Source organism: Rhizobacter sp. SG703, from assembly GCF_012275445.1.
Lineage (GTDB): Bacteria > Pseudomonadota > Gammaproteobacteria > Burkholderiales > Burkholderiaceae_C > Rhizobacter.
Map to the genome: position 1 here is coordinate 267272 of NZ_JAAZQK010000008.1, position 24846 is coordinate 292117.

Here is a 24846-nt window from a genome sequence, read left to right on the forward strand (position 1 = left end):
GCCTCAGCCCCCCAACGTGAAGCGCGCGGCAACCCGCCGCGCCGCCTCGTTCCCGCGAAAGAACGCCTCTTCGAACACCGAGTAGCCCGACAGGTCGGCATGCGCGAACTGCACGCGGCCGCGGCCCGAGGCCAGTGCCGCCAGCGCGGCGCTGCCGCGAACCCCCGGCAGCGGGATGCTCATCGCATGCCCGTAGCGCATCAGGTCGATGCGCGCCAGCTTGTCGGGCAGGTCGGGGTGCGCGTCGACCAGTGTCTGCACCACTGCCTGCGACCAGGCCTGCCACGGCTGGTCGAGCAGCCGTCTGCGCTGCGCGAGCAGCTGCGCCTCGTTGTCGCCGCCCAGCGCCCAGTAGGCCGTCAGCACCGTCGGGCCGGGGTAGGGCCGCGTCGCCTGGTGCATCGCGTCGACGTAGCCGAGCGTGGGACTGCCGTACAGCACGTTGTCCCATGACGGCGGGGCGCCGGGCCGGTCGTCCAGCGCGTCCGACAGCTGCAGGTTCGCGACCAGCCATGGCGCGTACCGCATCGCGGCCACCGCCGGCTGCAGGGCCGCCGGCGGCGTGCGCAACACGCGGGTCGAGATGAACAGCGGCGTCGCGAGCACCGCCTGCGCCGCGATCCAGCGCTCGGCGCGCTGCGTCTTCGCGTTCCACAGGTCCAGCGTCACCTCGTGCCGGCCTTCGTCGAGCGCCAGCGCGACACGGCCGTCGTGCAGGCGACCGGTCAGCGGCGCCGCCAGCCGCTGCGACAGCCAGGCGTTGCCCTCGGGCCAGGTCAGCACGCCGTCGTCGCGTGGCGCGTCGTCGCCCGGCGCATGGAAGCCGTGCCGGCTCGCGAAATAGTGCAGCCCGGCCCAGGCCGACACCTGCGCGGCGCCGGCGCCGTAGTCGTCGCGGCAGCAGTAGTCGAGGTACCAGCGCAACGGCGGCGCGGTGATGCCCTGGTCGTCCAGCCACCGCGCGAACGTGATGCCATCGAGCGCCTGCAGCGCCGGCGTCCAGGCGGCGCGCGCGGTCGGCAGCGCGAAGCTGCCGGCCGGTCCGGCCGTCGACACCAGTCGGGCGAAGCGGCGGTATTGCGCGAGCGTCGCGTCGCGCTGCGACGCAGGCAAGGCCGCCAGCGGCGGCAGCAGGCCGTCGTGCCAGTGGCCGTCGATGAAGAGCCGCTCCTGCGGGCTGTGGCACAGGTGGCGCTCGTCCCACACCGTGCGGCCGCCCTCGGTGCGGCGCAAGCCCAGCGAATCGAGCAGGCCCACCAGCTCGACCGCGTCGTCGCCCGGCACCGGCAGGTAGTGCGCACCGAGCGGGCAGGCCATGCCGCCCATGCGGTGCGCGCGGCTGTTGCCGCCGGCGGCATCTTCCAGGTCGAACACCTGCACGTCGTCGATGCCGGCCTGGGCCAGCTTGCGCGCGCACGACAGCCCGGCGATGCCGGCGCCGACGATGATCACCGCCGCGCGCTTGTGCACCGTCGGCTCGCCGAGCGTGCGGCCGCCGTCGCGCAGCCGGTGGCCGCGCTCGTGCTGCGCGCCGATCCATTCGCCGCCGTAGGCCGCCGGGCGCGCCGGCCCGCAGCCGCCGAGGCCGACGATCGGCAGCGCCGAAGCTCCGGCCAGCACGCTGCGCCGTTTCATTGGTGCACCTTGCCCCATTCGTCTTCGAAGGTCTGCACCAGCACCTGGTTCGACAACCGGTTCACCTCGGTCGGCACGCGCGCCATGTCGATCGGGAAATCGAACAGCGCCGGCAGCCCGCCGAGGCTGATGAAGCGCAGCCCGTCGGGCAGCTGCGTCGGCATCCGGTACGGCCGGCGGCTCGCAAGGATGAAGCCCCATTCGCCGAAGCTCGGCACGTGCGCGTGGTACGGCGTCACCTGCAGCCCGGCGGCTTCCAGCGTGGTCGCCACCGTCCAGAAGCTCTTGCGCGCGATCAGCGGCGAGGTGGTCTGCACCACCGCATAGCCGCTCGCGTTCAGGTGCTGCTCGACCAGCCGGTAGAAGCCGCTGGTGTAGAGCTTGCCGATCGAGAAATTGGTCGGGTCGGGGAAGTCGATGACGATCACGTCGAACGACCCCGGGTTCTGTTCGAGCCACGCAAATGCATCGGCGTTGACGATGCGCAGCTTCGGCGACTGCAGCGAATCGGCGTTCAGCGCGCGAAGCAGCGGCGACTGCGCGAACAGCGTCGTCATGTGCGGGTCGAGCTCGACCAGCGTGACCTGCTCGACGCCGGGGTATTTCAGGATCTCGCGCACCGCCATGCCGTCGCCGCCGCCCAGCACCAGCACCTGGCGCGGCGCGCCGTGGCCGGCCATCGCCGGGTGCACCAGCGCCTCGTGGTAGCGGTACTCGTCGCGCGAATGGAACTGCAGGTTGCCGTTCAGGAACAGCCGCACGCCGACGCTGCTGGCGGTGACGACGATGCGCTGGTAGGCGCTGCTCGCGCTGTAGACGATGCGGTCGGCGTAGAAACGGTCCTCGGCCCAGCTGCTGACGCGCTCGGCGCCGGCAAAGGCCGCGAGCAGCGCCGCGACGACGCCGCCGCAGGCGAGGGCATGCAGGCCCCAGCGCCGCAGCTCGCCCTTGAACAGCCACAGCGCCCACACCGCGACCGCGGCGTTCAGCAGCCCGAAGAACGCGCCGGTGCGGATCAGCCCGAGCTGCGGCACGAACAGCAGCGGGAACGCGATCGCGACGACCAGCGCGCCGAGGTAGTCGAAGGTCAGCACCTGCGACACCAGGTCCTTCAGCGCGTACCGTTCGCGGAAGTGCCGCTTCAGGATGCGCATCACCAGTGGGATCTCCAATCCCACCAGCGTGCCCACCAGCAGCACCAGCGCGTACAGCGCGAAGCGGAACGACGGCGCGGCCAGCGTCTGCAGCGCGAACAGCGCGAGCGGCATCAGCCCGCCGACCAGCCCGACCAGCAGCTCGATGCGCAGGAAGTGCGCGATGATCTGCCGCTCGAAGAAGCGCGACAGGTACGAGCCGATGCCCATCGCGAACAGGTAGCTGCCGATGATGGTCGAGAACTGCAGGATCGAATCGCCCAGCAGGTAGCTCGCCAGCGTGCCGGCCGCGAGCTCGTAGACCAGCCCGCAGGCGGCGACGACGAAGACGGACGCGAGCAGCGCCACCTCGGCCGGGCGGATGCCTGACACGATGCCTGTTGGACGCTCCGGGCCGAGCGCCGGGCCGCCATGGGCTACGGAGGAGCCCCTTCGTGGCCCGGCCGGCCCGGATCCCCCCGGGGGATCGGACGATGTACTCATCGGACGAGGGGTTGTCGGTCTCTAGCCGTGGATCGCGGCCGACACGATCATCCCGATTGCGATGCACATCGCGCCGACCACGATGGCCAGCGCGACGTTCTTCTTCTCGACGATCTCGGCCCACAGGTCATAGGGCGTGATCTTGTCGACGATCACGAAGCTGATCCAGAACACCAGCACGCCGATCAGTGCAAACAGGATGGAGCCGACGAAGATGCCGGGCTTCATCCATTCGATTCCCATCATGAGAGCCTCCTGTGTGTCGATGTGAAAGGGTCCCGCATGCCGGGACTCACTTGTGGCCGCCGCCGCTCGAGAAGCCGCCGAACGAGCCGCCGCCGGTGCGGAAACCGCTGCCGCTGCGGTTGCTGTTCAGGCAGCTGACGTATTCCTGCGAATTCTCGCCGTAGGTCGTGCGCAGCCCGTCGCAGTTCGACGAACTGCTGCTGCCGCCGCAGCGGAACAGCATCAGCAGCACGGCGATCACGAACATCGCGAGGAAGATCTTCGCCAGCAGCCCACCCGAACCGGACGACGGCAGCGCATCGCGCTGCAGCGCCGCGCGCCGGTCGTCGCCGAGCCGGAAGGCCTTCAGGATGTCGGCGGCGCTCATCGCGTCGCCGGCCGACCAGACGATCTCGTCGCCGGTCTGCTCGCGGTTCAGCCGCTTGCTGCCGGACTGGTAGTCGGTGTTGAGCGTGCGCTGCTCGCGCGCGAGCTGCCAGTAGAACTCGCCGAGCACGTAGGTGACCTGCCCGGTGTAGGTGTAGAGCTTGCGGTAGGTCGCGCCCTGGTAGACCGCGCTGTCGCCGCGCAGCTGCGGCACGCCGGTGATCGGCGCGGTCCAGCTCCAGCCGTCTTCCGCGTCGACCAGGAACGCGAAGCCCTCGCTGCGGTGGTACAGCAGGTACTCGCGCCAGAAGGTCTGCTCGCCATCGGAGTCCTCCGAGCCGTCCGCAAGCTCGCAGCGCTCGACGTAGCCGACCACCTGCCACGGCAGCGGCGCCTTGCCGAGCGCCAGCGTGCCGACGCTGCCGAGCGGGATCTGCGGCTCGCTGCCGTTCTGCTGCGCGTAATGCGCCAGGTCGCCGCCGACGCCCTGCGACACGTCGACCACCGAATGGCACTGGTGGCAGACGATGGATTGCGTCGTCGCGAGCTTCACCTCGAGCGAGGTGCCGCAGTTCGGGCATTCGATGCTGCGGGCCTTCAGCGTCTTTTCCGCCGGCTCGGCCAGGCCGGTCATCGCGAGTTCGCTGATCGCGACCGAGCGGCCGACCGACCACTTCGGCGCCGCCGGGTCGGCGTAGGCCAGCGTGCCGACCTCGTCGCGCGTGCTGCGCAGGTCGCTGACGACGAAGCCGCGTTCGGTGTTGGGCTTGACCGGCAACTCGCCCTGCGCCGCGATCAGCTTCGCGGCCGAGACCGACGCCACCGACCACGGCTGGCCGTTGACGATCTGCTGCTGGCCCGGCCGCAGGCTGGTCGGATCGGGCGCCGGGGCCTGCAGCGGCTGGTCGAAGGCCAGCACGTAGCGGCCGTTGTCTTCCGACAGCCAGCCGCTGCGGCCGTTGTCGAACAGCGCATGCCACTCGTTCCAGGTGCCCTCGGCATAGCGGTACTGCAGCCGGCCGACCAGCGTGAAGGCGGCGCCCTGCATGCGCCCGCTGGCACCGAGCTGCAGCGGCGAATGGTCGTCGAACAGCTCGGCGCTCTCGCCGATCTTGCGCAGCGCATCGCCGTCGCGCACGATGGTGCTGCGGCAGAAGCTGCAGACCGCGAAGGCCGACGCGGCCGAGCGGAACTCGACCTCGGCCCCGCAATTCGGGCAGGCCGCGCGGTAGACGCGCTGGGGGCTGGGTTCGGTCGCCAAGAAGTGGTCAGCCGGCGCCGAGCCGCCTCAACGCGGCTGACGGCCCCCACGACGGGGGGCAGGGGCGCAGCGACGTGGGGGCCGTCATCTTCTAGACCAGCTTCTTCAGCAGCTCGGCCTTCTTCGCGTCGAACTCGTCCTGCGTCAGGATGCCCTTGGCCTTCAGGTCGCCCAGTTTCTCGAGCGTGGCCATCACCTCGTCGGGGCGGATCGCCGCGGCCGCGGCGGCCGCGACCGGCGCCGCGGCCGGCTGCTGCAGACCCTGGCCGAGCTGCTGCGCCAGCACCTGGCCGAGCGCGACCCCGGCGCCCAGGCCCATCGCATCGCCGGCGATGCCGCCGCCACCGCCGCCGCCTTCGGCGAACTTCGGCAGCGACTGCGCGGTCTGGTACTGCATGAACTTGCCCATGTCGTTGCCGACCATGCCCATGCCGATCTTCTGGTCGAGGATCTTCTGCAGCTCCTCGGGCAGCGAGATGTTCTGCAGCGTGACGCTTTCGAGCAGCAGCCCGAGCTTGTTGAACGACGGCTGCGTCGCTTCCTGCAGCGCCTTCGCGAACTCGACCTGGTTGGCCGCGAGGTCGAGGAACGCGATGCCGCTGGACGCGACCGCGTCGGAGATGTGCTGCAGCATCAGCGCGCGCAGCTGGCCGTCGAGCTCGGCGGTGGTGTAGCTGGCGCGGGTGCCGGAGACCTCGGTGTGGAACAGCTTCGGGTCGGCGATGCGGTAGCTGTAGTTGCCGAAGCCGCGCAGGCGCACCGCGCCGAAGTCCTTGTCGCGGATCGTGACCGGCTGGGTCGTGCCCCAGCGCTGGTCGATCTGCTGGCGGGTGCTGAAGAAGTAGACGTCGCTCTTGAACGGGCTCTGGAACAGCTTGTCCCAGTTCTTCAGGTAGGTCAGCACCGGCAGCGTCTGCGTCGTCAGCTTGTAGGTGCCGGGGCCGAACACGTCGGCGACCTTGCCCTCGTTGACGAACACCGCCATCTGCGATTCGCGCACGGTCAGCGAGCCGCCATACTGGATCTCGTTGTCGGCCATCGGGTAGCGCCAGGCCAGCATGCCATCGCCGGACTCGGTCCACTCGAGGATGTCGATGAACTGTTTCTTGATGAAATCCATCAGGCCCATGGCGCGAAGCTCCTGGAAAACGACACGCTCCGGAAGCGGAGTGCGGCGAATAATACGCCGACGGGACATCCCGTCACTCCCCCTTTCCGGTGAGCCGCCGCGCATGTCCGTCCTCTCGAACGACTCTTCCCGCGACGACATTCCCCAGGACGCCGTCGCCGAACCCGCGCGCTTCCTCGGCGACATCCACCGGCTGCGCGGCGTTGCGATCCTGCTGATCGTCGCGACGCACTGCGTCTATTTTTTCCAATGGAGCGCCCACCCGCAGCTGCAGGGCGCACTCGCCGACCTGCTCGACAACTCGACGGTGCTGTTCGTGTTCATTTCCGGCTACCTGTTCATGCACGGCAGCGGCCGGTTCTCGTACCCGCGCTACCTGCTCGGCAAGCTGCGCCATGTGATCCTGCCGTTCCTGGTGGCGTCGATCCCGGCGGTTGCGCTCGAACTGCGCCACGGCAGCCTGGCCTTCGCCGCGCCGGGGCTGCACGAGCTCTCGGTGCCGGCGAAGATCCTGTACCTCTTGCTCTACCCCGGCGCGCACGTCAACTACGCGCTGTGGTTCATCCCGGTCGTCACGGTCTACTACCTGGTGTCGCCGCTGATGCTGTGGGTGGCGCGCCAGCCGCTGCGCTATGCGCTGCTGTGCCTGCTGGTGCCGGTGTCGATCCTGATGCACCGGCCGAGCTATGCGCACGACCACGACCTGGCGCTCGCGCTGTACTTCCTGCCGGTCTACCTGCTGGGCATGTGGTGCAGGCAGTACCGCCAGGCGACGCTGGCGGTGATCGAGCGGCACTTCACCTGGTTCGCGGCAGCATTCGGCGCGGTGTTCGTCGGGCACCTGATGCTGTCGGGGCACCACGGCAAGTACACCTTCACGCAGCCGTTCGAGTTCCACGGCCAGGGGGCGATCGACTGGAGCTTCGTGCAGAAGCTGCTGCTGTTGCCGCTGCTGTGCGGCCTGGCCTGGCGCTGGCGCCACCTGCGGCTGACGGTGCTCGACTACCTGGCCGACGTCAGCTTCACCATCTACTTCCTGCACCTGTACGTGATCTTCTTCGCCAGCTGGCTGTGGCACTGGCGCACGCCGGAGGTCAGCGTCGCCGGGCTGGCCGCGCTGTTCGCGGCCGCGGTGCTGCTGCCGTGCGCGGTGGCGACGAGTTCGCGGCGCCTGGTGCCGCAGTGGAGCCGTTCGCTGGTCGGCAGTTGAACCGCGTCAGCGTTGCACCGGGGCCGACGCCGCGGCGGCGCTCCACTGCATCGAGCGGCCGATGTACTCGACCCGGGCCTGCTGCTGCAATGCCGCGAGTCCGCGCTCGATTGCCTTGCGGCGCCGCTCGCCGCGGATCACCGCCGCGATCTGCTTGACCGCCGCTGCGCGCGACACCGCGGCCGACTGCGCCTGCAGCACCGTCAGCACGCGCACGCCGCCTTCTTGCGGCAGCACCAGCGACTGGCCGACGCGCAGCGGCGCCAGGCCGTCCAGCAGCGCCTGCGGGGTCTCTTCGGGCTGCAACGCGAACTGGCGCGCATTCAGCGGCACGCCTTCGACGCGCAGCGCGTCCATCGTCTTGTCGGGCGTGGTGGCGGCCTGCAGCCGGGCCTTCAGCGCATCGATGCGCGCGGCCGGCAACGGCAACACCGCCTCCTGCAACCACACCAGCCGGCGCTGCGCGAACCAGGCGGGGTGGGCCTCGTAGAACTGGTCGATCTCGTCGCTGGACGGCTCGACCGCGGTGCCGGCAAGTCGTTCTTCATAAGCATGGGCCAGCACCTCGCGTTGAGCGGCCTCGATCATCTGCACGGTGCGCGGGTCGCGGTCCAGCCCGGCCTGGCGCGCGGCCTGCGCCGCGAGCGATGCCTGCACCAGCCCGGCCACCGCGTCGCGGTTCGCGGCCTGCGACTGCGCATCGCTGTCGCCGATCGCCGCGCGCGGCAGCACCAGTTCGAGCTGGTGCTCGCTGACCGGCTCGCCATTGACCTTGAAGGCGGCCTGTTCGGTGGAGGCGCCGGCCTGCGGGCTGCAGGCGCCGACAAGCATCGTGCCTGCGACGACGAAGGCAGGGACCAGGAGGCGGCGCGCGGGGACTGCGAAGGCGGGCATGGGGGGTACGGCAAGAGGTACGACAAGGGACAGCAGCCGGCACCGTACCGCCGCGTGCGTCCGGGGGACATGCCCTGAGTCGGGGGTGGGACGGTGGTGGGGCCGTCATCCGGGCGATATCGGTGCGAAATGTCACGGCGGGACCGGTCCCGGTGCCACCGCGCGGCAGCGCGACAATGCCGTTTTTCCGCCACACGAGGTGCCCGATGAACGCTCCCCGCCCCACCTCATCCCCGTCCGTCCGGCCGGTGACGTCGCGATTGACGCTGGCCGTGGTCGGCGCCGGGCCGGTCGGGCTGGCGCTGGCGCTGCTGGCCGCGCAGTCGCTGCCGCAGGCCCAGGTCAGCGTGTTCGATGCCCGCCCGCTCGACAAGGACGTGTCCGGCGACCCGCGCACGCTCGCGCTGTCGCTCGGCAGCGTGCAATTGCTGCAGCGGCTCGAGGCCTGGCAGGCCGATGCGGCGCAGCCGATCGTCGAGGTGCATGTCTCGCAGCAGCCGCCGTCGCTCGGCGCGGCGCTGGCGGCCTGGGTCGGCGAGCCGACGGTGCGCATCAGCGCGCTCGAAGAGGCGGTGCCGATGCTGGGCGCGGTGCTGGCCTATGGCGGCATCGTCGCGCCGCTGCAGCGCGCCTGGCTCGCCGCCTGCGAGCGCGAGCCGCAGCGGCTGCTGAGCCGCTTCGGCCAGCCGGTGCAGGGGCTGAAGCCGCTGGCCGACGGCGTCGAGGTCGATGCCGGCATCGCCGAGCGCTTCGACCTGGTGGTGGTGGCCGAGGGCGGCGTGTTCAGCCAGCTCCCGCGCGAACGGCTGGGCAGCGGGCGCGAGCCGCTGCACCACGACTACCGGCAGACGGCGTGGGTCGGCACCGTGACGCTCGCGAACGCGCGGCCGGGCGTCGCCTACGAGCGCTTCACGCGCCACGGGCCGGCGGCGCTGCTGCCGCTGAAGAACGGCCAGGCCTCGCTGGTGTGGTGCGTGCCGGGCCACGACGACCCGGTCGAGCCGCTCAGCGACGCGCAGCGGCTCGCGGTGCTGAACACGATGTTCGATGCCGAGGTCGGTGCGATCACCGCGGTATCGCCGCTGAAGCGCTTCGCGCTCGGGCTGAGCGCCGAGCGCACGCTGACCGACGGCCGCATCGTGCGCATCGGCAACGCGGCGCAGACGCTGCACCCGGTGGCGGGGCAGGGCCTGAACCTGGGCTTGCGCGATGCGTTCGAGCTGGTGCAGGCCTTGTCGCGCAACACGGACGTCGCGCAGGTGCTGCGGCGGCTCGAATGGCAGCGCGGGCCCGACCGCTGGGCAATGATCGCCGCGACCGATTTCCTGGCGCGCAGCTTCACGTGGAAGCTGCCGGGGGCGGGGGCGGCGCGCGGGCTGGGGATGGCGGCGTTGCAGGCGTTGAAGCCGGTGAAGTCGGCCTTGGCGCGGCAGATGATGTTCGGGTCGCGATGACCACCTGCCCGTTCGCCCTGAGCAGGGCCTGAGCCTGTCGAAGCCGCGCACGGAGATCAAGGTTCCAGCTTCAAAAACAGATCCCGGTCCGGCGCGAAGTTCGCATACAGCGGCAGCAGCGCCCCGCCCATCGCCCGCGCATCCGAACCGATCGTGCCCGGCAGCACCTCCGGCCGCGCGACGCCTTCCCAGCTGTAGCCGTCCAGCGCCACCGTCAGCTCGCGCAGCAGCGCGGCCAGCAGCCCGCGGCCGAACGAGCCGTCGATGATCACGCCTTCCAGGTCGAGCAGGCAGGCCGCCGTGTGCACCGCCAGCGCGATGCCGGGGCAGGCGTCGCGCAGCCAGGCCTCGGTGATCGGCAGCCACGGCGCGCTCAGCGCGCGCTCGTCCAGCCAGGCGTCCTCGGCCAGTCCGGCGGCACGCCAGCGCGCCTCCAGGTCGAACAGCGAGGCCAGGCTCAGCAGTTGCCGCGGCAGGCCGCTGCCGTCGTTCGCGCCCAGTGCCAGCGAGCCGACTGCGCCGGCATTGCCGCTGACGCCGCCGCGCAGGTGGCTGTCCAGCACCAGCCCGCCGCCGATGAAGGTGTCGACGAAGACGTACAGGTAGCTGCGCATGCTGCGCCCGCGGCCAGCCACCAGCTCGGCCACGCAGGCGGCCGCGGTGTCCTTCACGAACACCACCGGCAGCTCGGTCAGCGCGGCCACGCGGGCGCGGATGTCGATCAGCGCCCAGGCCCGGGCCGCGTCGGCCGACAGCCCGAGCAGCGACTCCCAGCCGCCGAGCGACAGCGGCGCCGCGACCCCCACGCCGTGCAGCACGCGCGCCCGTTCGGGGCCGAGCCGGCCGCGCAGCTCGGCGAGGCCGTCGGCGATCTCGTCGAACAGCGTGCGCGGGTCGGGAAAGGCATGGGCCCGCACCAGCCGCTCGCGCACCTGGCCGGTGAAGTCGACCAGCAGCATGTCCATGCCGCGCCGGCCGATCTTGATGCCGATCGAGAACGCGCCGTCGGGGTTCAGTGCCATCGGCACCGACGGCTGGCCGACCTTGCCGCGCACCGGCGCCTGCTTGACGACCAGCCCGTCGCCTTCGAGCCGGCCGATGATCAGCTGCACCGTCTGCGGCGTCAGGTGCGTCAGCCGTGCGATCTCGGCCTTCGGCAGCGCGCCGTGCAGCCGGATCGCCTGCAGCACCACGCGCTCGTTGAACTGCCGCATGCCGACATGGTTGGAGCCGCGCGGCCGCAGCCGGCTGGACTGGAGCTCGGTCATGGCCGAAGAGCGTCGGCGATGACGCCCTTCTTGAAGAGGATGTTGGCGAACGGTTGCATCTCGCCAGTCTGCACGATCGCGAAGGCGCCGCGCACCCGCGCGTAGAACGCGAAGCGCTCGACGGCCTCGCATTGCGCGTCCAGCGGGTCGAGGATCTCGCGCTGCAGCGCCGAGCGGTAGCCGTCGGCGCTGCCGCTCACCTGCATGTAGGCGACCGGCCGCGGCACCGCCGCGTCGAGCGGGAACACCGACAGCACGGCCGCGCAGGCGCGCGCCATGCCGATGCCGGGCAGGCGCAGCACCGGCTTGCCGCCGGCCAGCGATTCGGCGGTGAAGTTGGCGTCGGCCAGCACCACCTCGTCGCCGTGACCCATCTCGCACAGCAGCTTCAGAAGGGCCGGCGTCAGCACCGGGTCGATGTTCTTCAGCATGGGATCGGCACCGGGTTCAGGCCAGGCAATCGGCCGGCAGTTCGTCGACCCGCTTCGCGCCGGTCATCACCGCCACCGTGTCGCTCATGCTGATCTTCTTCGGATCGACCACCGCCGCGCGCTTGCCGAGCCGCGCGATGTGGATGCGGTCGGCGATCTCGAACACGTGCGGCATGTTGTGGCTGATCAGGATCACCGGCAGGCCCTTGTCGCGCACGCGGCGGATCAGCTCCAGCACCATGTTGCCTTCCTTGACGCCGAGCGCCGCGGTCGGCTCGTCCATGATGACCACGTGCTGCGCGAACGCCGCCGCACGGCCCACCGCGACGCACTGGCGCTGCCCGCCCGACAGCGTCTCGACCGCCTGCGTCATCGATCGGATGCCGACCTTCAGCTCGTTCATCCGCGTGATGCTTTCCTCCAGCATCTTCTTCTTGTCGAGCATGCGCAGCACGCTGCCGAGGAAGCCGGGGCGGCGCAGCTCGCGGCCGAGGAACAGGTTCTCGGCGATGCTCATCGCCGGCGCCACCGCCAGGTCTTGATACACCGTCTCGATGCCGGCGCGGCGCGCGTCGATCGGGCTCTTGAAGTGGATGGTCTTGCCGTCGAGCTTGATCTCGCCTTCGTCGGGGATGGTCGCGCCCGACAAGGCCTTGATCAGCGACGACTTGCCGGCGCCGTTGTCGCCGATCACCGCGAGGATCTCGCCGGCACGCAGCTCGAAATCGGCACCGTCCAGCGCGACGACCTGGCCGTAGCGTTTCACGAGGCCGCGCGCCTCCATCACGATCGGCGCGTTTGCAGTGGTGCTCATCAGCGCGCTCCCTTGCGAGACAGTTGGTCGGTGGCCACCGCGAGGATCACCAGCACGCCGGTCACCAGCACCTGGTAGATCGACGACACGCCCATCAGCGTGAGGCCGTTGCGGAACACGCCGACGATCAGCGCGCCGACCAGCGAGCCGAGGATCACGCCGCGCCCGCCGAACAGGCTGGTGCCGCCGAGCACCACCGCGGTGATCGCGTCCAGGTTCTCGGTCTGCCCGGCGTTCGGGTCGCCGACGCCGGTGCGGGCCACCGACAGCAGCGACGCGATGCCGTAGAACACCCCCGCCAGCACGTACACCGCGAGCAGCACGCGCTGCGTCGGGATGCCGGTCAGCCGGGTCGCCTCGGGGCTGTTGCCCACCGCGTAGACGTGGCGGCCGGAGGCGGTCTCGCGCAGCGCGAACCAGGCCAGGCCGTACAGCGCGAGCATCAGCACCACGCCGTACGCGACGTTGGTGGTGCCGCCGAGCGCGAAGGTGTTGCCGAGCATCGTCATCGCGTCGGGCACGTCGGTCACCGTCTGCGAGTTCGAATACAGCTGAGTGATCGCGAACGCGATGTTCAGCGTGCCCAGCGTGACGATGAACGGCGGCAGCTTGATGCGCGTGACCAGCAGCCCGTTGACGAGCCCGAACAGCGTCGTGACGCCGATGCCGCACAGCACCGCCAGCAGCGGCGGCACGCCGAGTTCGGTGGCGAACTTCGTCATCACGATGCCGCCCAGCGCCATCACCATGCCGCAGGACAGGTCGATGCCGGCGGTCAGGATGATCAGCGTCTGGCCGATCGCGATCACCCCCACCACCATCACCTGCTGCAGCACCAGCGACAGGTTGCCGCCGGTCAGGAAGCGGTCGTTCTGCGTCGCGAAGAAACCGCAGGCGAGCAGCAGCGCGATGAAGGGGCCGAGCGTCGCGAGCGGGGGCAGCCGCCCCTTCATCACTTCTTGCCCCAGCACAGCTCGGTGCCGGTCTTCACGTCCTTGCTGTCGACGCCGGCCACCGGCTTCGCGGCGATCAGCGTGACGCCGGTGTCGGTGTAGCCGCTCGGCTTCTTGCCGGTCTTCGCGTATGCGATGCCGGCCTCGACGCCCATCGCCGCCATCTTCAGCGGGTACTGCTGCGAGGTCGCCGCGATGACGCCGGCGCCGACGTCCTTGATGCCCTGGCAGCCGCCGTCGACCGACACGATCGTCACGCCCTTCTCCTTGCCGGCCGACTTCAGCGCCTTGTACGCACCGGCGGCCGCGGGCTCGTTGATCGTGTAGACGAGGGTCACCTCGGGGCTCTTCTGCAGGCAGTTCTCCATCGCGGTCTGGGCCTTGGCCTGGTCGCCGAAGCTGTCGGCCATGCAGACCACCTCGGCGGCCTTGCCGAGCTCGTTGCTCTTCGCGTCGGGCGCGGCCAGGCCGAAGCCCTTGAGGAAGCCGTTGTGGCGCTGCGCGCCGACCGGGTGGCCGGGGAACAGGTCGAGCGTGACGATCTTCACCGGCTTGCCCGCCATCGCGACCTTGGCGTACTGGCCGATCAGCACGCCGGCCTGGTAGTTGTCGGTCGCGAACAGCGCGTCGGTGCCGTCGGTCGGGTCGGTCGGGCTGTCGAGCGCGATCACCAGCACGCCCTTGTCGCGCGCCTTCTTGATGGCCGGCACGATGGCCTTCGAATCGCTCGGCGTGATCAGGATCGTCTTGGCCCCGGCGGCGATCATGTTCTCCATCGCGGTCACCTGGCCGGCGTTGTCGCCGTCTGCCTTGCCGGCACCGGTCAGCAGCTTCGCGCCCTTGGACTTGGCCGCCTCGTTCGCGCCTTCCTTCATCTTCACGAAGAAGGGGTTGGTCTCGGTCTTCGTGATCAGGCCGATGATCGGCTGGTCGGCGGCCTGCGCCGCGGGTCCGGCCACCAGCAGGGCGGCAGCGGCGGTGATCGACGAGAGGATCGGCAGGGTCTTCAGGCGCATGGCTTGTCTCCGTTGTGGTGTGGTGAGGTGGCGTATCGGGAACGCGCCGCAAAGTATGGACAGCGGCGTTTAATAAATCAAGTTGATTGATTAATGGAAAACCCTGTAGCCTCCGCGTCCCGCTGGCGGGCAAGCTGGCGTCTTACCTCCTGGAGCGTTCGATGTTCGTGGTGTGTGGCGAAGCCTTGATGGATGTGTTCTCGACCGGCTCGACGCCGACCGGCATCAGCCTGGATGCGCGCATCGGCGGCTCGCCGTTCAACGTCGCGGTCGGGCTGGCGCGGCTGGCGCAGCCGGTGGCGTTCTTCGGCGGCGTGTCGAGCGGCTTCCTCGGCGAGCGGCTGGTGGCGGCGATGCAGGCGGAGCGCGTCGACACGCGGGCGCTGCACGTCAGCAGCGCGCCGACGACGCTGGGCCTGGTCGGGCTCGATGCGGCCGGCGTGCCGTCGTATGCGTTCTACGGGCATGGCGCGGCCGACCGCGAAGTGCCGGTCGAGGCGCTGCAGCGCGTGCCAACCGATGCGACGGTGATCCACGTCGGCTCGTTCAACACCGTCGTCGAGCCGGTGGCCGGCACATTGCGCACGCTGGTCGAGCGCGAACATCGCCGCTGCCTGATCTCGTACGACCCGAACATCCGGCTGAACGTCGAACCCGATGTCGGGCGCTGGCGCGAGCAGTTGCAGTGGATGCTGCCGCGCACGCACCTGCTGAAAGTCAGCGACGAGGACCTGGCGCTGCTGTATCCGGGGGTCGAGCACGAGGCATTGGCGAGGCAGTGGCTGGCGGCCGGCGTCGCGCTGGTGGTGGTGACGCGCGGGGCCCAGGGGGCGATCGGCTGGACCGCGTCGGCGCAGGCCGAGGCAAAGCCGGTGGTGGTGACGGTGATCGACACCGTCGGTGCCGGCGACACCTTCCAGGCGGCGTTGCTGACCTGGCTGGCCGAGCGCGACGCGCTGAACGGCGCGGCGATTGCGGCGCTGGCGTCGGCGCAGCTGGGGCAGGCGCTGGACTTCGCGGCGAAGGCCGCGGCGATCACCTGCTCGCGGCGTGGGGCGGACCTGCCCCGGCGGGATGAACTCTAGAAGCTGAATCCCGGAAGCCGCTGCGCTGCTTCCGGGCCACGGGCATCACACCACGCATCCCCGCGCATCGACCGGCCACACGCCTTCGACGACGCCCTCCGCCAGGCCACCCCTCACCGCGACATAGCGGTCATGCAGGTTGACCGTCGGATCGCAATGTCCCGGCACCAGCCACACGGTGTCGCCCAGCGCCGGCAGCGCATCGCGCCCCGGGTGCAGGATGCCGTGCTCGTCGCCGCCGTTCGCGAACACCAGCTCGCGCTGCCAGGTGCGAGGCAGCCCGCTGTCGATGGCATGCGACTTGTGGCCGGCGTCGACCACCGCATGCGACGCGCCGCGGCTGACCACCTGGCTCTTGACGAACAGCGCGTGCTCGAACACCGGCGCGCCCGGCGTCGGCTGGTTGTCGGCGTAGTCGCGGTCCATGAACAGGTAGCTGCCGGCCTGCAGCTCGCCGCAGACGCCATTGGCCGCCTCGAACGCGAAGCTGCCGGTGCCGGCACCGGTCACCAGCGGGCAGGCGATGCCGGCTGCCGTCACCGACGCCTGCGCGGCCCGCGTCAGCGCGACCGCATGGCGGATCGCCGCCGCGCGCTCGTCGGCGTTGCGCAGGTGCTGGGCCTTGCCGTGGTACGCCTGCAGCCCGGCGAAGCGCAGCCCGTGCGACACCACCTGGTGCGCGAGCGCGCCGGCCGCGGTCGGCGCGACGCCGCAGCGGCCCTGGCCAACGTCGATCTCGACGAACACGTCGAGCGCGCTGCCGGCCGCCTTCAACGCGAGCGCGAGGCGGTCGATGCCGAGCGGCGAATCGACCGCGATCGCGAGCCGGATCCGCCCGGCCAGCGCGGCCACCCGCGCCAGCTTGGCCGCATCGACGATCTCGTTGCTGATGTAGATGTCGCCGACACCGCCGGCCGCGAGCGCCTCGGCCTCCGACAGCTTCTGCACGCAGACGCCGACCGCGCCGGCGGCGATCTGCAGCGCGGCGATGTGAGCGCTCTTGTGCATCTTCGCGTGCGGGCGCAGCTTCAGCCGGTGCTCGCGCGCGAACGTGGCCATGCGCGCCAGGTTGCGCTCCATCGCGTCGAGGTCGATCACCAGCGCCGGCGTCGCAACCGCCGTGACCGGGTCGCCGACCCGTACCCCCGTCATGCCGCGTGGCCCACGCGGTCGGGGATCGCCTGGCCGGTCGCGTTGCCGGGGTCGTCCAGCGCCGGCGCCTCGACGCCGTCGAAATGGTGCGTGTCGTTCCAGCCGACCAGCGTGAAGCCCTCGGGCGTGTAGAGAAGCCGGTTGATGCTCGCATTGCCGAGCTGCCACGAGCGCGGTGCCTGCAGGTCGATGCGGGCGGCGGCGCGGTACAGGCAGTCCATCACGCCGCCGTGCGCGACGATCGCGATGCTGCGGCCGAGGTGCGCCTCGGCCAGCCGCGTCACGGCGCCGACGCAGCGCGCCGACAGCTGCCGCAGGTTCTCGCCGCCTTCGGGGCCGTACTCGGGGTCGCGCTGGCGCCAGCGCAGGCTCTGCTCGGGCCAGCGCGCCTCGATCTCGGCGAAGGTCCAGCCTTCGAAGAGGCCGAAGCTGCGCTCGCGCAGGCCGGCGTCGGCCTGCACCGGCAGCCCGTGCGGCCGCGCGACCGCCTGCGCGGTCTCGAGGGCGCGCTGCAGGTCGCTCGCGAACACCAGGTCGATCTGCTCGTGCGCCAGCGCGGCGCCGAGGCGCCCGGCCTGCCAGCGGCCCTTGTCGTTCAGCGGAATGTCGGTGTGGCCCTGGATGCGGCCATCGACATTCCACGCAGTCTCGCCGTGGCGGATCGCGAGGATGCGGGTCAGTTGCATGGGATCGGTGGCAGGGGCATCAGGCCAGGCGCCGGTTCAGCGTGTAGGTGCCGGACAGCGTGGCCTCGGCCAGCACATGGCGGGCGATCGCGTCGCGCACCTGCGCGCCGGTGAACACGTCGTCGACCGGCGCGCGGTCGATGTCCAGCGCATACAGCGTGAACACGTAGTGGTGCACCAGCGAATCGTTGAACGGCGGGAACGGGCCGTCGTAGCCGAAATACCGGCCGGCCCGCTCGGCGTCGCCGGCGAACCAGCCGGTGTAGTCGTTCAGGCCGTGCCGCGCGCCGTGCAGCGTCTGCGGGCCCGGCTTGCCGCGCGGGGTGAAGCCGCGGCTGAACTCGCCTTCGGCGATGGCCGACAGGCTGGCCGGCAGGTCGACCATCACCCAGTGGAAGAAGTCGACCCGCGGCAGGTCGCTCGGCACCTCGCGGTCGGGCTGGTTCACGTCGTCGCCGCGGCTGGGCACGTCGAAGTCGTGGCAGATCAGCGCCAGCGACTGCGTGCCGGCCGGAACCTCGCTCCAGGCCAGGTGCGGGTTCAGGTTGTCGGAGAAGCCGACACCGGCGCTGCCGTCCAGCCGCCCGGCGGCATGGCGGGCCGGGATGCGGTCCCCGTTGATCCAGCTGTCACTCCACAGTTTCATCGCTGTTCCCTTTCGAACCGCACTCAGACACCCCAGGTGATCTCGGCGTCGGCCGATTGCGAGCGCTTCATCATCTCGACCAGCGGCCAGGCGCGCTGGCGCAGGTTCACGCCGTCGGCCGGCGGCAGCTTCTTGCCGGCGGCCGCGGCCTCCTGCTCGGCCGCCTTGCGCGCCGCCTCGTCCTGCGCGATGGCAGCTTCCAGCGCGCCGATCGCGCCTGGCATCTGCGCCGGCTCGATGATGCCGGTCGCGCCCGGCGTCTTGCCGATCAGGCGCAGCACCTGGTCACCGTTCGGGCCCATCATGATCACGTCGCCGGCCGCCTTCGATTTGAACTTGTAGATCATCGGTACATGTACTCGCGGTTGAACGGGAACCCGGATTGTGCGCCGCGCATCGGGCCGCTGGCCGGATCGCCGTCCGGCCGCGCGGCCAGCATCTGGAACAGCGAGATCCAGCCCTGCTCGAAGCACATCGCGCTGCCGGCGAGGTAGAGCCGGTAGGCGCGCACCACCGATTCGCCGGTCAGCTCGCGCGCCTTGTCGAGCTGCTTCTCGAGCGCGGCGCTCCAGGCCCACAGCGTGCGCGCGTAGTGCGGGCGCAGGTTCTCGGCATCGAGCGGCTCGAGCTGCGATTCGCTCATCACCTTCAGCACGTGCGACATGTGCAGCAGCTCGCCGCCGGGGAAGATGTAGCGCTCGATGAAGTCGCCCATGCCGGCGCCGAGCTGGTCGTTGCGCGTGCTGCCGGCGGTGATGCCGTGGTTCATCAGCAGCCCGCCCGGCTTCAGCAGCCGGCGGATCTTGTCGAAGTAGGCCGGCAGCTGCACATGGCCGACGTGCTCGAACATGCCGACCGACGCGATCTTGTCGAAGGGCTCGTCTTCGGGCAGCTCGCGGTAGTCACGCAGCTCCATCGTGACGCGCCCGCGCAGCCCGCAGCGCTCGATCAGCTGGGTCACGTGGGCATGCTGGTTCTTCGACAGCGTGATGCCGTGCGCCCGCACGCCGTAGTGCTGCGCGGCCCACATCAGCAGCCCGCCCCAGCCGGCGCCGATGTCGAGGAAGCGCTCGCCGTCGCGCAGCATCAGCTTGCGGCAGATGTGGTCGAGCTTGGCCTCCTGCGCCTTCGCGAGCGACAGGCTGCCCTCGCGGAAATACGCGCAGGAGTAGACCTTGCGCGGGTCCAGCCACAGCGCGTAGAAATCGTCCGAGACGTCGTAGTGGAACTGGACCTGCTGGGCGTCGGATTCGGTGCTGTGGCGCGCCCGCGATCGCGCGGCCCGCGTGATGGTGCGCCACCAGGCGAGCGGTGCGCCGCTGGCCTCCGACTTGGTCGGGTCGTCGTCGATCAGCTGGGCGGCGATGGCCATCAGGTCGCGCACCGTGCCGTCGAAATCGAGCCGGCCCTCGACATAGTCCTGCGCAACCCGGCCGACCTGGCCGCCGGCGATGTGCACCAGCGGCGACAGCTCGTTGAGCCGTATCGTCACCGTCGGCTGCGCATGGCCGAGCCGTTGTCCGCCGGGCAGCACCACCGCCATCGGCACACCCAGCGCTTCGACGCGCTGCTCCAGCGTTCGTTCAAGAGGGCTCATCGGGATCCTCCGGGATCCCCAAAATGTAGGGAAAAAACAAACGCCTCGCAGCGTGCGGACTTTTCTGTCCGGCACAACATCCGTCGAAGCGTGTCAGTTCATGTCACGCGGGGTGGACCAGCCGCACGCTGCGGGGCACCGGCGAGCCGTGGCCGATGCGGCCTTCGAAGCTGCCGTGGTCGAGCGCCGGCGCGAACAGGAAGCCCTGGAATTCGTCGCAACCGGCGTCGTGCAGGAACTGCCGCTGCGCCTCCGTCTCGACGCCCTCGGCGATCACGCGCAGGTTCAGCGCCCGGCCGAGCTGGATGATCGCGTTGACGATCGCGACATCGCTGGTGTCGTCGGGCAGGTTCTTGATGAAGCTGCGGTCGATCTTCAGCCGCGCGATCGGGAAGCGCTTCAGGTAGCCCAGGCTCGAATAGCCGGTGCCGAAGTCGTCGATCGCCATCTGCACGCCGAGCTGCTCCAGCGCCTGCAGCCGCTGCAGGGCGCCGGCCGCGTCGTGGATCAGGATCGATTCGGTGAGCTCCAGCTCGAGCAGCCGGGCCGGCAGGCTCGCGCCCTTCAACGCGTCGGCCACGCGGTCGATGAAGTCGGGCTGCTGGAACTGCAGCGCCGAGACGTTGATCGACACCGGCATCTCCAGCCCGTTGGCGCGCCACGCGGCGGCCTGCCGCACTGCCTGCGCCAGCACCCAGTCGCCGATCGGGATGATGAAGCCGCTCTCCTCGGCCACCGGGATGAACTCGCCCGGCGAAACCTCGCCGAGCACCGGGTCGCGCCAGCGGATCAGCGCTTCGGCGCCGATCACCTGGCCGCTCTTCAGGTCGATCTGCGGCTGGTAGTGCAGGCGGAACTGGCCGCTCGCCAGCGCCTGGCGCATCGCATGGTCGATCTGCATCGGCGAGTTGTCGGAGCGCTCGCCGGCATCGCCGCGCGGCTGGTGGAAGCGGAAGCTCGCCCGTCCCGCCTCCTTCATGCGGTGCATCGCGGCGTCGGCGCGGCGCATCAGGTCGTCGGCGCTGTCGCCGTCGGCCGGGCACAGCGCGATGCCGATGCTGCAGGTGACGGTGAAGCTGACGCTGTCGAGCGTGAACGGCCGCGCCATCGCGTCGATCACGCGACGCGCGGTGGCTTCGGCGGTCGCGGCATCGGCCTGGTGCACCAGCAGCACGAACTCGTCGCCGCCCAGCCGCGCAACCGTGTCGACGTTGCGCAGGCTGGCCTTGATGCGGTCGGTGACCTCCAGCAGCACGCGGTCGCCGAAGCCCAGCCCGAGCGTGTCGTTGATCTGCTTGAAGCGGTCGATGTTCAGCACCATCAGCGCGAACGGGTTGCCGCCGCGCTGCGCCATCGCGAGCGCGAACTCGATGCGGTCGGCCAGCAGCCGCCGGTTCGGCAGGCCGGTCAGCGCATCGGTGTGCGACAGCTCCTCGATGCGCGCACTGGCGGCGAGCTTCTCGGTGATGTCGCGGAACGAGAACACGCGGCCGATCGGGTGGCCGCGGGTGCACTGCGGCAGCGTCAGCCGCTCCAGCACGCGGCCGGAATGCAGCGTGAAGACGTCGCTGGTCTGCAGCATCGTCGCTTCCTGGATGGCGGCCAGGCGGCGCTCGTAGTCGGCGCCGTCGACGACACTGCGGCGCATCCAGTCGCGCACCGCTTCGTCGTCGCGCCGGGCCAGCACGTCCTCGGGCAGCGCCCACAGCCCGGCGAAGCGGTGGTTGAAGCTGCGGATGTGGCCCGACAGGTCGGTCACCAGGATGCCGTCGGCGGTCGATTCGAGCGTCGCGCGCAGTTCGGCCAGGCGGGTTTCGAGTTCTTCCTCGGCGGCGCGCTGCGCGCTGCGATCGCGGCAGGTCACCAGGAACAGGCCGTCGCCGATGCGGCTGACGCGGCGCGTCACCGGCAGCAGCCGGCCGCCGGCATCGCGCACCAGCGTGTCGGAGACGATCTGGTCGACCAGCCCGGCCGACGCCTCGCTCCAGAACACCAGGTCTTCAGGTGTCGCGCACAGCTCGGTGGCGCCGCGTCCGCACAGCGACGCGGCGTCGACGCCGAACAGGGTGCCGGCCGCGGCATTCGCCGCGCGGATCCGCAGGCTGCCGGCATCGACCAGCCACACCGCCTCGAGCAGGCCATCGATCAGGTCCTGCATCGGGCCGGCGACCGTCATGCAACGGCCTCGGCGTCCGCGGTGTCCGGCACCTGCTCCGGTTCGAAGAAATAGGCCACGCGGGCACGCGGCGACAGGTAGATCAGCGAGGCCGTCGGCAGCTGCTGCGGCTTCAGGCTGCGGCGGATGCCCAGGCGCGGGGTCTGCTCCAGGTCGAGCATCAGCGCTTCGTCGCGCGGCACCTTCGGGTCGTGCACCAGCACGCGCGGCTTCAGCGGCCGGGTCGAGTTGACCGACACCACCATCGCATAGCGGTCGTCGGTCAGCTGCACCGTCGAGCCGGGCGGGTAGACGCCCATCATGCGGATGAAGGCGCCGAGGATCGCGGTGTCGAACTTGGCCTTGCTCTGCGCGAACAGCGTCGACAGCGCCTCGTGCGGTGTCAGTGCGCGCGACGGCACGTGCGGGTTGCACAGGTTGTCGTAGCGGTTCACCAGCGAGACGATGCGGGCCGCCGTCGTCATGCGGTCGCTGTTGAGCTTGAGCGGAAAGCCGCTGCCGTCGGCATGCTCGTGGTGCTGCGCGATCACCAGCGTCGCGCCCGGTTGCAGGTCCATCTTGCGGGCCAGCGTCACGCCGTGCGTCACGTGCTCCTGGTAAAACTGCGTCTCGGCGCTGGTGAAATGTTCTTCGCGGTGGCGAACGCGGTCCGGGATCTCGATCTTGCCGACGTCGTGCAGCAGCGCGCCGACACCCAGGTCCATCATCTCGGCCTGAGACAGGCCGAAGGTCTTGCCCATCAGCAGCGAGATCACCGCGACGTTGACCGAATGCATCGACGCCTTGTCGCCGATGCCGTCGCTCAGCAGGCGGATGCACAGGTCCTGTGCCGCCAGCATCTTGTCGACGAAGGCCCGGCTCAGCGCCTCGGTGTTCTCGCGCGCCTGCTGCGGCTTCGACGTCACCAGGTCGAGCGACTGCTTGCAGGCCTTGGTGGCTTCGGCGAACTGGCGCTCGCAGACCGCGAGCGAGGCGCGCTCGGCCGCCAGCGCTTCGCGCAGGCGGCGGCGTTCGCCGGCTTCAGGCGATTCGGCGGGAGCGGTCGGTGCAGCAGGCGGGACCGGCGCGGCGGCCGCATCGGCGGCGGCCGCGGGCATCGGCGGCGGGTCGCTCTTGTCCGGGCTCCAGCGCACACGCGGCAGCCCGAGGCTGCGGATCGTCGCGATCTGGTCGGCTGTCGTCAGCTTGAAGCTGCTGAGCGGAAAGGGGTGTGCCATCCAACCGACGTCGAGATGGACGAACATCCCGATGCGCAGTTCCTGGACCTCGATGACCAAAGGGGAGATGGCTTCTTTCATGCGGATGGCGGGCAGCCTCGGACAAGGGTTGCGCGCCGGGTGGCGGGCTTGCGAGGTTTTTCGGCGGCCGGGTGCCTTGACTTGAAGTTCATTATCCCGAGGGACACATGTCCTCACACCTGCTAACTCTGACAGGAAATGGGGGCCGCGGATCGTCTTCCGTGACTTTTACCGCTCTATTCGCGTCGACAGCACGATGGCGGAGGTGGTTCGCTCGACCCCTTCGAGCGCGCCGATGCGGTCGATCAACGCGTCGAGTTCGCCGATCGACTGCGCCGCGACGATCGCGATCAGGTCGAACGGCCCGCTGACCGAATGCAGCACCCGCACCTCGGCGATCTTGCGCAGCGCCGCCTCGATCGCGGCGCTCTGCCGCGGCGCCACGGTGATCAGCACGTGGGCGCGCACCAGCGCGGCTTCGAGTTCGTCGGGCACGACGATCGTGTAGCCGGCGACGACCCGCTGTCGCTCCAGCCGCTCCAGCCGGCTTTGCACCGTGGTGCGCGACAGCGCGAGGCGCCGCGCCAGCTCGGCGGTGGAGGCGCGGGCGTTCTCGCGCAGCAGCGCGAGCAGCGCATGGTCGGTCTTGTCGAGGATGTGTTTGGGCATTTCGTCGGCAGTTGTCGGCGATATGCCGGAATGTGCACTGCGTTTCGTTGAAATTCAAGCTGCCTTTTGATCTCAGTCTCTCGACAATCGCCGTCACTCTCCACAGCACGCGAGGCGGCAATGAAAGACATCCTGGTGATCGGCGGCGGCAAGATCGGCTCCGTCGTGGGGGCCTTGCTGGCCTCGCCTTCTCTTGACAAGTCCGGCGGCGGCGAGCGCTACACGGTGACGGTGGCGGACCGGTCGGCGCCGCAGCTGGCGGACATCGCCACCGAGATGGCCAACATGCCCGGCCTGTCGACGCTGGTGCTCGACGTCAACGATGCCGAGCAATTGCGCCGAGCGCTGCGCGGCCGCTTCGCGGTGCTGAGCGCAGCGCCCTACCACCTGACGGCCAAGGTGGCGCAGGCCGCGCGCGATATCGGCGTGCACTACCTCGACCTCACCGAGGACGTGGCCAGCACCCGGCGCATCCGCGAGCTGGCGGTCGGCGCCGGCACCGCCTTCATCCCGCAGTGCGGGCTGGCACCGGGCTTCATCTCGATCGTCGCGGCCGACCTGGCGCGCGGCTTCGACTCCCTCGACAGCGTGCGCATGCGCGTCGGCGCGCTGCCGGCCTACCCGAGCAACGCGCTGAACTACAACCTGACCTGGAGCACCGAGGGCGTCATCAACGAATACTGCGAGCCCTGCGAGGCGATCGTCGACGGCGTGCAGCGCGAGGTGCCGGCCCTCGAGGAACGCGAGGAGTTCTCGCTCGACGGCGTGCTGTACGAGGCCTTCAACACCTCCGGCGGCCTCGGCACGCTGTGCGAGACGCTGGCCGGCAAGGTGCGCACGCTGAACTACCGCACCATCCGCTACCCGGGCCACGCCGCGATCATGAAGGCGCTGCTGCACGACCTGCGGCTGAAGGACCGGCGCGACGTGCTGAAGGACATCCTGGAGCAGGCGGTGCCGACGACGATGCAGGACGTGGTGATCGTGTTCGTCACCGTCTCCGGCATGAAGGATGGCCGGCTGGTGCAGAACACCTACGCGCGCAAGACCTATGCGCATGTGCTGGCCGGGCGGATGCGCAGCGCGATCCAGATCACCACCGCCAGCAGCCTGTGCGCGATCCTCGACATGCTGGCGAGCGGCCAGCTGCCGCAGCAGGGCTTCGTGCGCCAGGAAGACGTGAAGCTGGCCGATTTCCTGGCCAATCGCTTCGGCCGCGTCTACGCGATGGACGAGATGGCCAAGGCAGCCTGATCGCCCGCCCCGAGGCGCTGCGCGCCTCC

The 24846-nt window shown here is 70.2% G+C and carries 23 protein-coding genes; 4 read left to right on the forward strand and 19 right to left on the reverse strand.

The genetic code is table 11. The features are described 5' to 3' along the window. Positions 1–3: 3 nt before the first annotated feature. The 5 genes from FHT26_RS18865 to FHT26_RS18885 form a co-directional block, all read right to left on the reverse strand. Positions 4–1635: an FAD-dependent oxidoreductase gene (locus FHT26_RS18865; RefSeq protein WP_168561640.1), complete on the reverse strand. Its 1632-nt coding sequence runs from the start codon at positions 1633–1635 to the stop codon at positions 4–6. After that, a complete protein-coding gene (locus tag FHT26_RS18870) occupies positions 1632–3272 on the reverse strand; it encodes a polyamine aminopropyltransferase (protein ID WP_168561641.1) in 1641 nt (546 codons plus the stop codon). Before FHT26_RS18870 ends, FHT26_RS18865 begins: the two co-directional genes overlap by 4 nt. A 21-nt stretch (positions 3273–3293) precedes the next feature. Beyond that, positions 3294–3515: a DUF350 domain-containing protein gene (locus FHT26_RS18875; RefSeq protein ID WP_056804825.1), complete on the reverse strand. Its 222-nt coding sequence runs from the start codon at positions 3513–3515 to the stop codon at positions 3294–3296. Positions 3516–3564: 49 nt separating this feature from the next. Further along, on the reverse strand, positions 3565–5145 hold the full coding sequence (locus FHT26_RS18880) for a DUF4178 domain-containing protein (RefSeq protein ID WP_168561642.1): 1581 nt from the start codon (positions 5143–5145) through the stop codon (positions 3565–3567). A gap of 91 nt (positions 5146–5236) precedes the next feature. After that, positions 5237–6274 (reverse strand): SPFH domain-containing protein, encoded by a 1038-nt coding sequence (locus FHT26_RS18885; RefSeq protein ID WP_168561643.1) that lies wholly within the window; start codon positions 6272–6274, stop codon positions 5237–5239. Positions 6275–6377: 103 nt separating this feature from the next. On the opposite strand from FHT26_RS18885, the gene FHT26_RS18890 reads away from it, so the two are divergent. Then, on the forward strand, positions 6378–7484 hold the full coding sequence (locus tag FHT26_RS18890; protein WP_168561644.1) for an acyltransferase family protein: 1107 nt from the start codon (positions 6378–6380) through the stop codon (positions 7482–7484). A gap of 6 nt (positions 7485–7490) precedes the next feature. Here the strand turns inward: FHT26_RS18890 and FHT26_RS18895 are convergent, their stop codons facing one another. After that, positions 7491–8378, reverse strand: a complete 888-nt coding sequence (locus FHT26_RS18895; protein WP_282597189.1) for an EpsD family peptidyl-prolyl cis-trans isomerase — start codon at positions 8376–8378, stop codon at positions 7491–7493. Positions 8379–8626: 248 nt separating this feature from the next. Between FHT26_RS18895 and FHT26_RS18900 the strand changes: the two genes are divergently transcribed. Beyond that, positions 8627–9832: an FAD-dependent monooxygenase gene (locus FHT26_RS18900; protein WP_349238176.1), complete on the forward strand. Its 1206-nt coding sequence runs from the start codon at positions 8627–8629 to the stop codon at positions 9830–9832. Positions 9833–9888: 56 nt separating this feature from the next. Here FHT26_RS18900 and FHT26_RS18905 read toward each other — a convergent pair whose 3' ends face one another. From FHT26_RS18905 to FHT26_RS18925, 5 genes are read right to left on the reverse strand one after another with little or no spacing between them, the layout of a single operon-like run. After that, entirely contained in the window at positions 9889–11100 is a 1212-nt protein-coding gene (locus tag FHT26_RS18905) for an ROK family transcriptional regulator (protein WP_168561647.1), read from the reverse strand. After that, entirely contained in the window at positions 11097–11531 is a 435-nt protein-coding gene (locus FHT26_RS18910; RefSeq protein WP_168561648.1) for an RbsD/FucU family protein, read from the reverse strand. The genes FHT26_RS18905 and FHT26_RS18910 overlap by 4 nt, the downstream gene beginning before the upstream one ends. A 16-nt stretch (positions 11532–11547) precedes the next feature. After that, on the reverse strand, positions 11548–12345 hold the full coding sequence (locus FHT26_RS18915) for an ATP-binding cassette domain-containing protein (RefSeq protein WP_168561649.1): 798 nt from the start codon (positions 12343–12345) through the stop codon (positions 11548–11550). Next, the gene (locus FHT26_RS18920; RefSeq protein WP_056804380.1) at positions 12345–13298 is read right to left on the reverse strand and encodes an ABC transporter permease; all 954 of its coding nucleotides are present in this window, start codon (positions 13296–13298) and stop codon (positions 12345–12347) included. The genes FHT26_RS18915 and FHT26_RS18920 overlap by 1 nt, the downstream gene beginning before the upstream one ends. Continuing rightward, positions 13298–14314, reverse strand: coding sequence for a sugar ABC transporter substrate-binding protein (locus FHT26_RS18925; RefSeq protein WP_168561650.1), 1017 nt, complete (start codon positions 14312–14314; stop codon positions 13298–13300). Before FHT26_RS18925 ends, FHT26_RS18920 begins: the two co-directional genes overlap by 1 nt. Before the next feature lie 161 nt (positions 14315–14475). Here FHT26_RS18925 and FHT26_RS18930 point away from each other — a divergent pair, with 161 nt between their 5' ends. Continuing rightward, positions 14476–15399 carry a carbohydrate kinase family protein gene (locus FHT26_RS18930; protein WP_168561651.1) on the forward strand — a complete coding sequence of 308 codons (924 nt, stop codon included), beginning with the start codon at positions 14476–14478 and terminating at the stop codon, positions 15397–15399. A 45-nt stretch (positions 15400–15444) separates the two neighbouring features. Here FHT26_RS18930 and FHT26_RS18935 read toward each other — a convergent pair whose 3' ends face one another. From FHT26_RS18935 to FHT26_RS18970, 8 genes are all read right to left on the reverse strand, one after another. Further along, on the reverse strand, positions 15445–16551 hold the full coding sequence (locus FHT26_RS18935; RefSeq protein WP_168561652.1) for a DSD1 family PLP-dependent enzyme: 1107 nt from the start codon (positions 16549–16551) through the stop codon (positions 15445–15447). Next, positions 16548–17237 carry a histidine phosphatase family protein gene (locus FHT26_RS18940; RefSeq protein ID WP_168561653.1) on the reverse strand — a complete coding sequence of 230 codons (690 nt, stop codon included), beginning with the start codon at positions 17235–17237 and terminating at the stop codon, positions 16548–16550. The genes FHT26_RS18935 and FHT26_RS18940 overlap by 4 nt, the downstream gene beginning before the upstream one ends. Before the next feature lie 19 nt (positions 17238–17256). Beyond that, entirely contained in the window at positions 17257–17883 is a 627-nt protein-coding gene (locus FHT26_RS18945) for a YbhB/YbcL family Raf kinase inhibitor-like protein (RefSeq protein ID WP_168561654.1), read from the reverse strand. A gap of 23 nt (positions 17884–17906) precedes the next feature. Further along, positions 17907–18230, reverse strand: a complete 324-nt coding sequence (locus FHT26_RS18950) for a DUF1840 domain-containing protein (protein WP_056804389.1) — start codon at positions 18228–18230, stop codon at positions 17907–17909. After that, positions 18227–19480, reverse strand: a complete 1254-nt coding sequence (locus FHT26_RS18955) for an SAM-dependent methyltransferase (RefSeq protein WP_168561655.1) — start codon at positions 19478–19480, stop codon at positions 18227–18229. Before FHT26_RS18955 ends, FHT26_RS18950 begins: the two co-directional genes overlap by 4 nt. Positions 19481–19583: 103 nt before the next feature. After that, on the reverse strand, positions 19584–21656 hold the full coding sequence (locus FHT26_RS18960; RefSeq protein ID WP_168561656.1) for a putative bifunctional diguanylate cyclase/phosphodiesterase: 2073 nt from the start codon (positions 21654–21656) through the stop codon (positions 19584–19586). Then, entirely contained in the window at positions 21653–22954 is a 1302-nt protein-coding gene (locus tag FHT26_RS18965; protein WP_168561657.1) for a cyclic di-GMP phosphodiesterase, read from the reverse strand. The genes FHT26_RS18960 and FHT26_RS18965 overlap by 4 nt, the downstream gene beginning before the upstream one ends. 168 nt (positions 22955–23122) lie before the next feature. Continuing rightward, complete coding sequence (locus FHT26_RS18970) at positions 23123–23563, reverse strand: Lrp/AsnC family transcriptional regulator (protein WP_168561658.1); 441 nt, start codon at positions 23561–23563, stop codon at positions 23123–23125. Positions 23564–23683: 120 nt separating this feature from the next. Here FHT26_RS18970 and FHT26_RS18975 point away from each other — a divergent pair, with 120 nt between their 5' ends. After that, positions 23684–24817 carry a saccharopine dehydrogenase family protein gene (locus FHT26_RS18975; protein WP_168561659.1) on the forward strand — a complete coding sequence of 378 codons (1134 nt, stop codon included), beginning with the start codon at positions 23684–23686 and terminating at the stop codon, positions 24815–24817. Positions 24818–24846: the final 29 nt, after the last annotated feature.

Coding starts and splice junctions, on each gene's coding strand:
- FHT26_RS18865 (WP_168561640.1), bottom strand. CDS start 1,635: ATGAAACGGCGCAGCGTGCTGGCCGGAGCTTCGGCGCTGCCGATCGTC.
- FHT26_RS18870 (WP_168561641.1), bottom strand. CDS start 3,272: ATGAGTACATCGTCCGATCCCCCGGGGGGATCCGGGCCGGCCGGGCCA.
- FHT26_RS18875 (WP_056804825.1), bottom strand. CDS start 3,515: ATGGGAATCGAATGGATGAAGCCCGGCATCTTCGTCGGCTCCATCCTG.
- FHT26_RS18885 (WP_168561643.1), bottom strand. CDS start 6,274: ATGGGCCTGATGGATTTCATCAAGAAACAGTTCATCGACATCCTCGAG.
- FHT26_RS18890 (WP_168561644.1), top strand. CDS start 6,378: ATGTCCGTCCTCTCGAACGACTCTTCCCGCGACGACATTCCCCAGGAC.
- FHT26_RS18895 (WP_282597189.1), bottom strand. CDS start 8,378: ATGCCCGCCTTCGCAGTCCCCGCGCGCCGCCTCCTGGTCCCTGCCTTC.
- FHT26_RS18905 (WP_168561647.1), bottom strand. CDS start 11,100: ATGACCGAGCTCCAGTCCAGCCGGCTGCGGCCGCGCGGCTCCAACCAT.
- FHT26_RS18910 (WP_168561648.1), bottom strand. CDS start 11,531: ATGCTGAAGAACATCGACCCGGTGCTGACGCCGGCCCTTCTGAAGCTG.
- FHT26_RS18915 (WP_168561649.1), bottom strand. CDS start 12,345: ATGAGCACCACTGCAAACGCGCCGATCGTGATGGAGGCGCGCGGCCTC.
- FHT26_RS18920 (WP_056804380.1), bottom strand. CDS start 13,298: ATGAAGGGGCGGCTGCCCCCGCTCGCGACGCTCGGCCCCTTCATCGCG.
- FHT26_RS18925 (WP_168561650.1), bottom strand. CDS start 14,314: ATGCGCCTGAAGACCCTGCCGATCCTCTCGTCGATCACCGCCGCTGCC.
- FHT26_RS18930 (WP_168561651.1), top strand. CDS start 14,476: ATGTTCGTGGTGTGTGGCGAAGCCTTGATGGATGTGTTCTCGACCGGC.
- FHT26_RS18935 (WP_168561652.1), bottom strand. CDS start 16,551: ATGACGGGGGTACGGGTCGGCGACCCGGTCACGGCGGTTGCGACGCCG.
- FHT26_RS18940 (WP_168561653.1), bottom strand. CDS start 17,237: ATGCAACTGACCCGCATCCTCGCGATCCGCCACGGCGAGACTGCGTGG.
- FHT26_RS18945 (WP_168561654.1), bottom strand. CDS start 17,883: ATGAAACTGTGGAGTGACAGCTGGATCAACGGGGACCGCATCCCGGCC.
- FHT26_RS18950 (WP_056804389.1), bottom strand. CDS start 18,230: ATGATCTACAAGTTCAAATCGAAGGCGGCCGGCGACGTGATCATGATG.
- FHT26_RS18955 (WP_168561655.1), bottom strand. CDS start 19,480: ATGAGCCCTCTTGAACGAACGCTGGAGCAGCGCGTCGAAGCGCTGGGT.
- FHT26_RS18960 (WP_168561656.1), bottom strand. CDS start 21,656: ATGACGGTCGCCGGCCCGATGCAGGACCTGATCGATGGCCTGCTCGAG.
- FHT26_RS18965 (WP_168561657.1), bottom strand. CDS start 22,954: ATGAAAGAAGCCATCTCCCCTTTGGTCATCGAGGTCCAGGAACTGCGC.
- FHT26_RS18970 (WP_168561658.1), bottom strand. CDS start 23,563: ATGCCCAAACACATCCTCGACAAGACCGACCATGCGCTGCTCGCGCTG.
- FHT26_RS18975 (WP_168561659.1), top strand. CDS start 23,684: ATGAAAGACATCCTGGTGATCGGCGGCGGCAAGATCGGCTCCGTCGTG.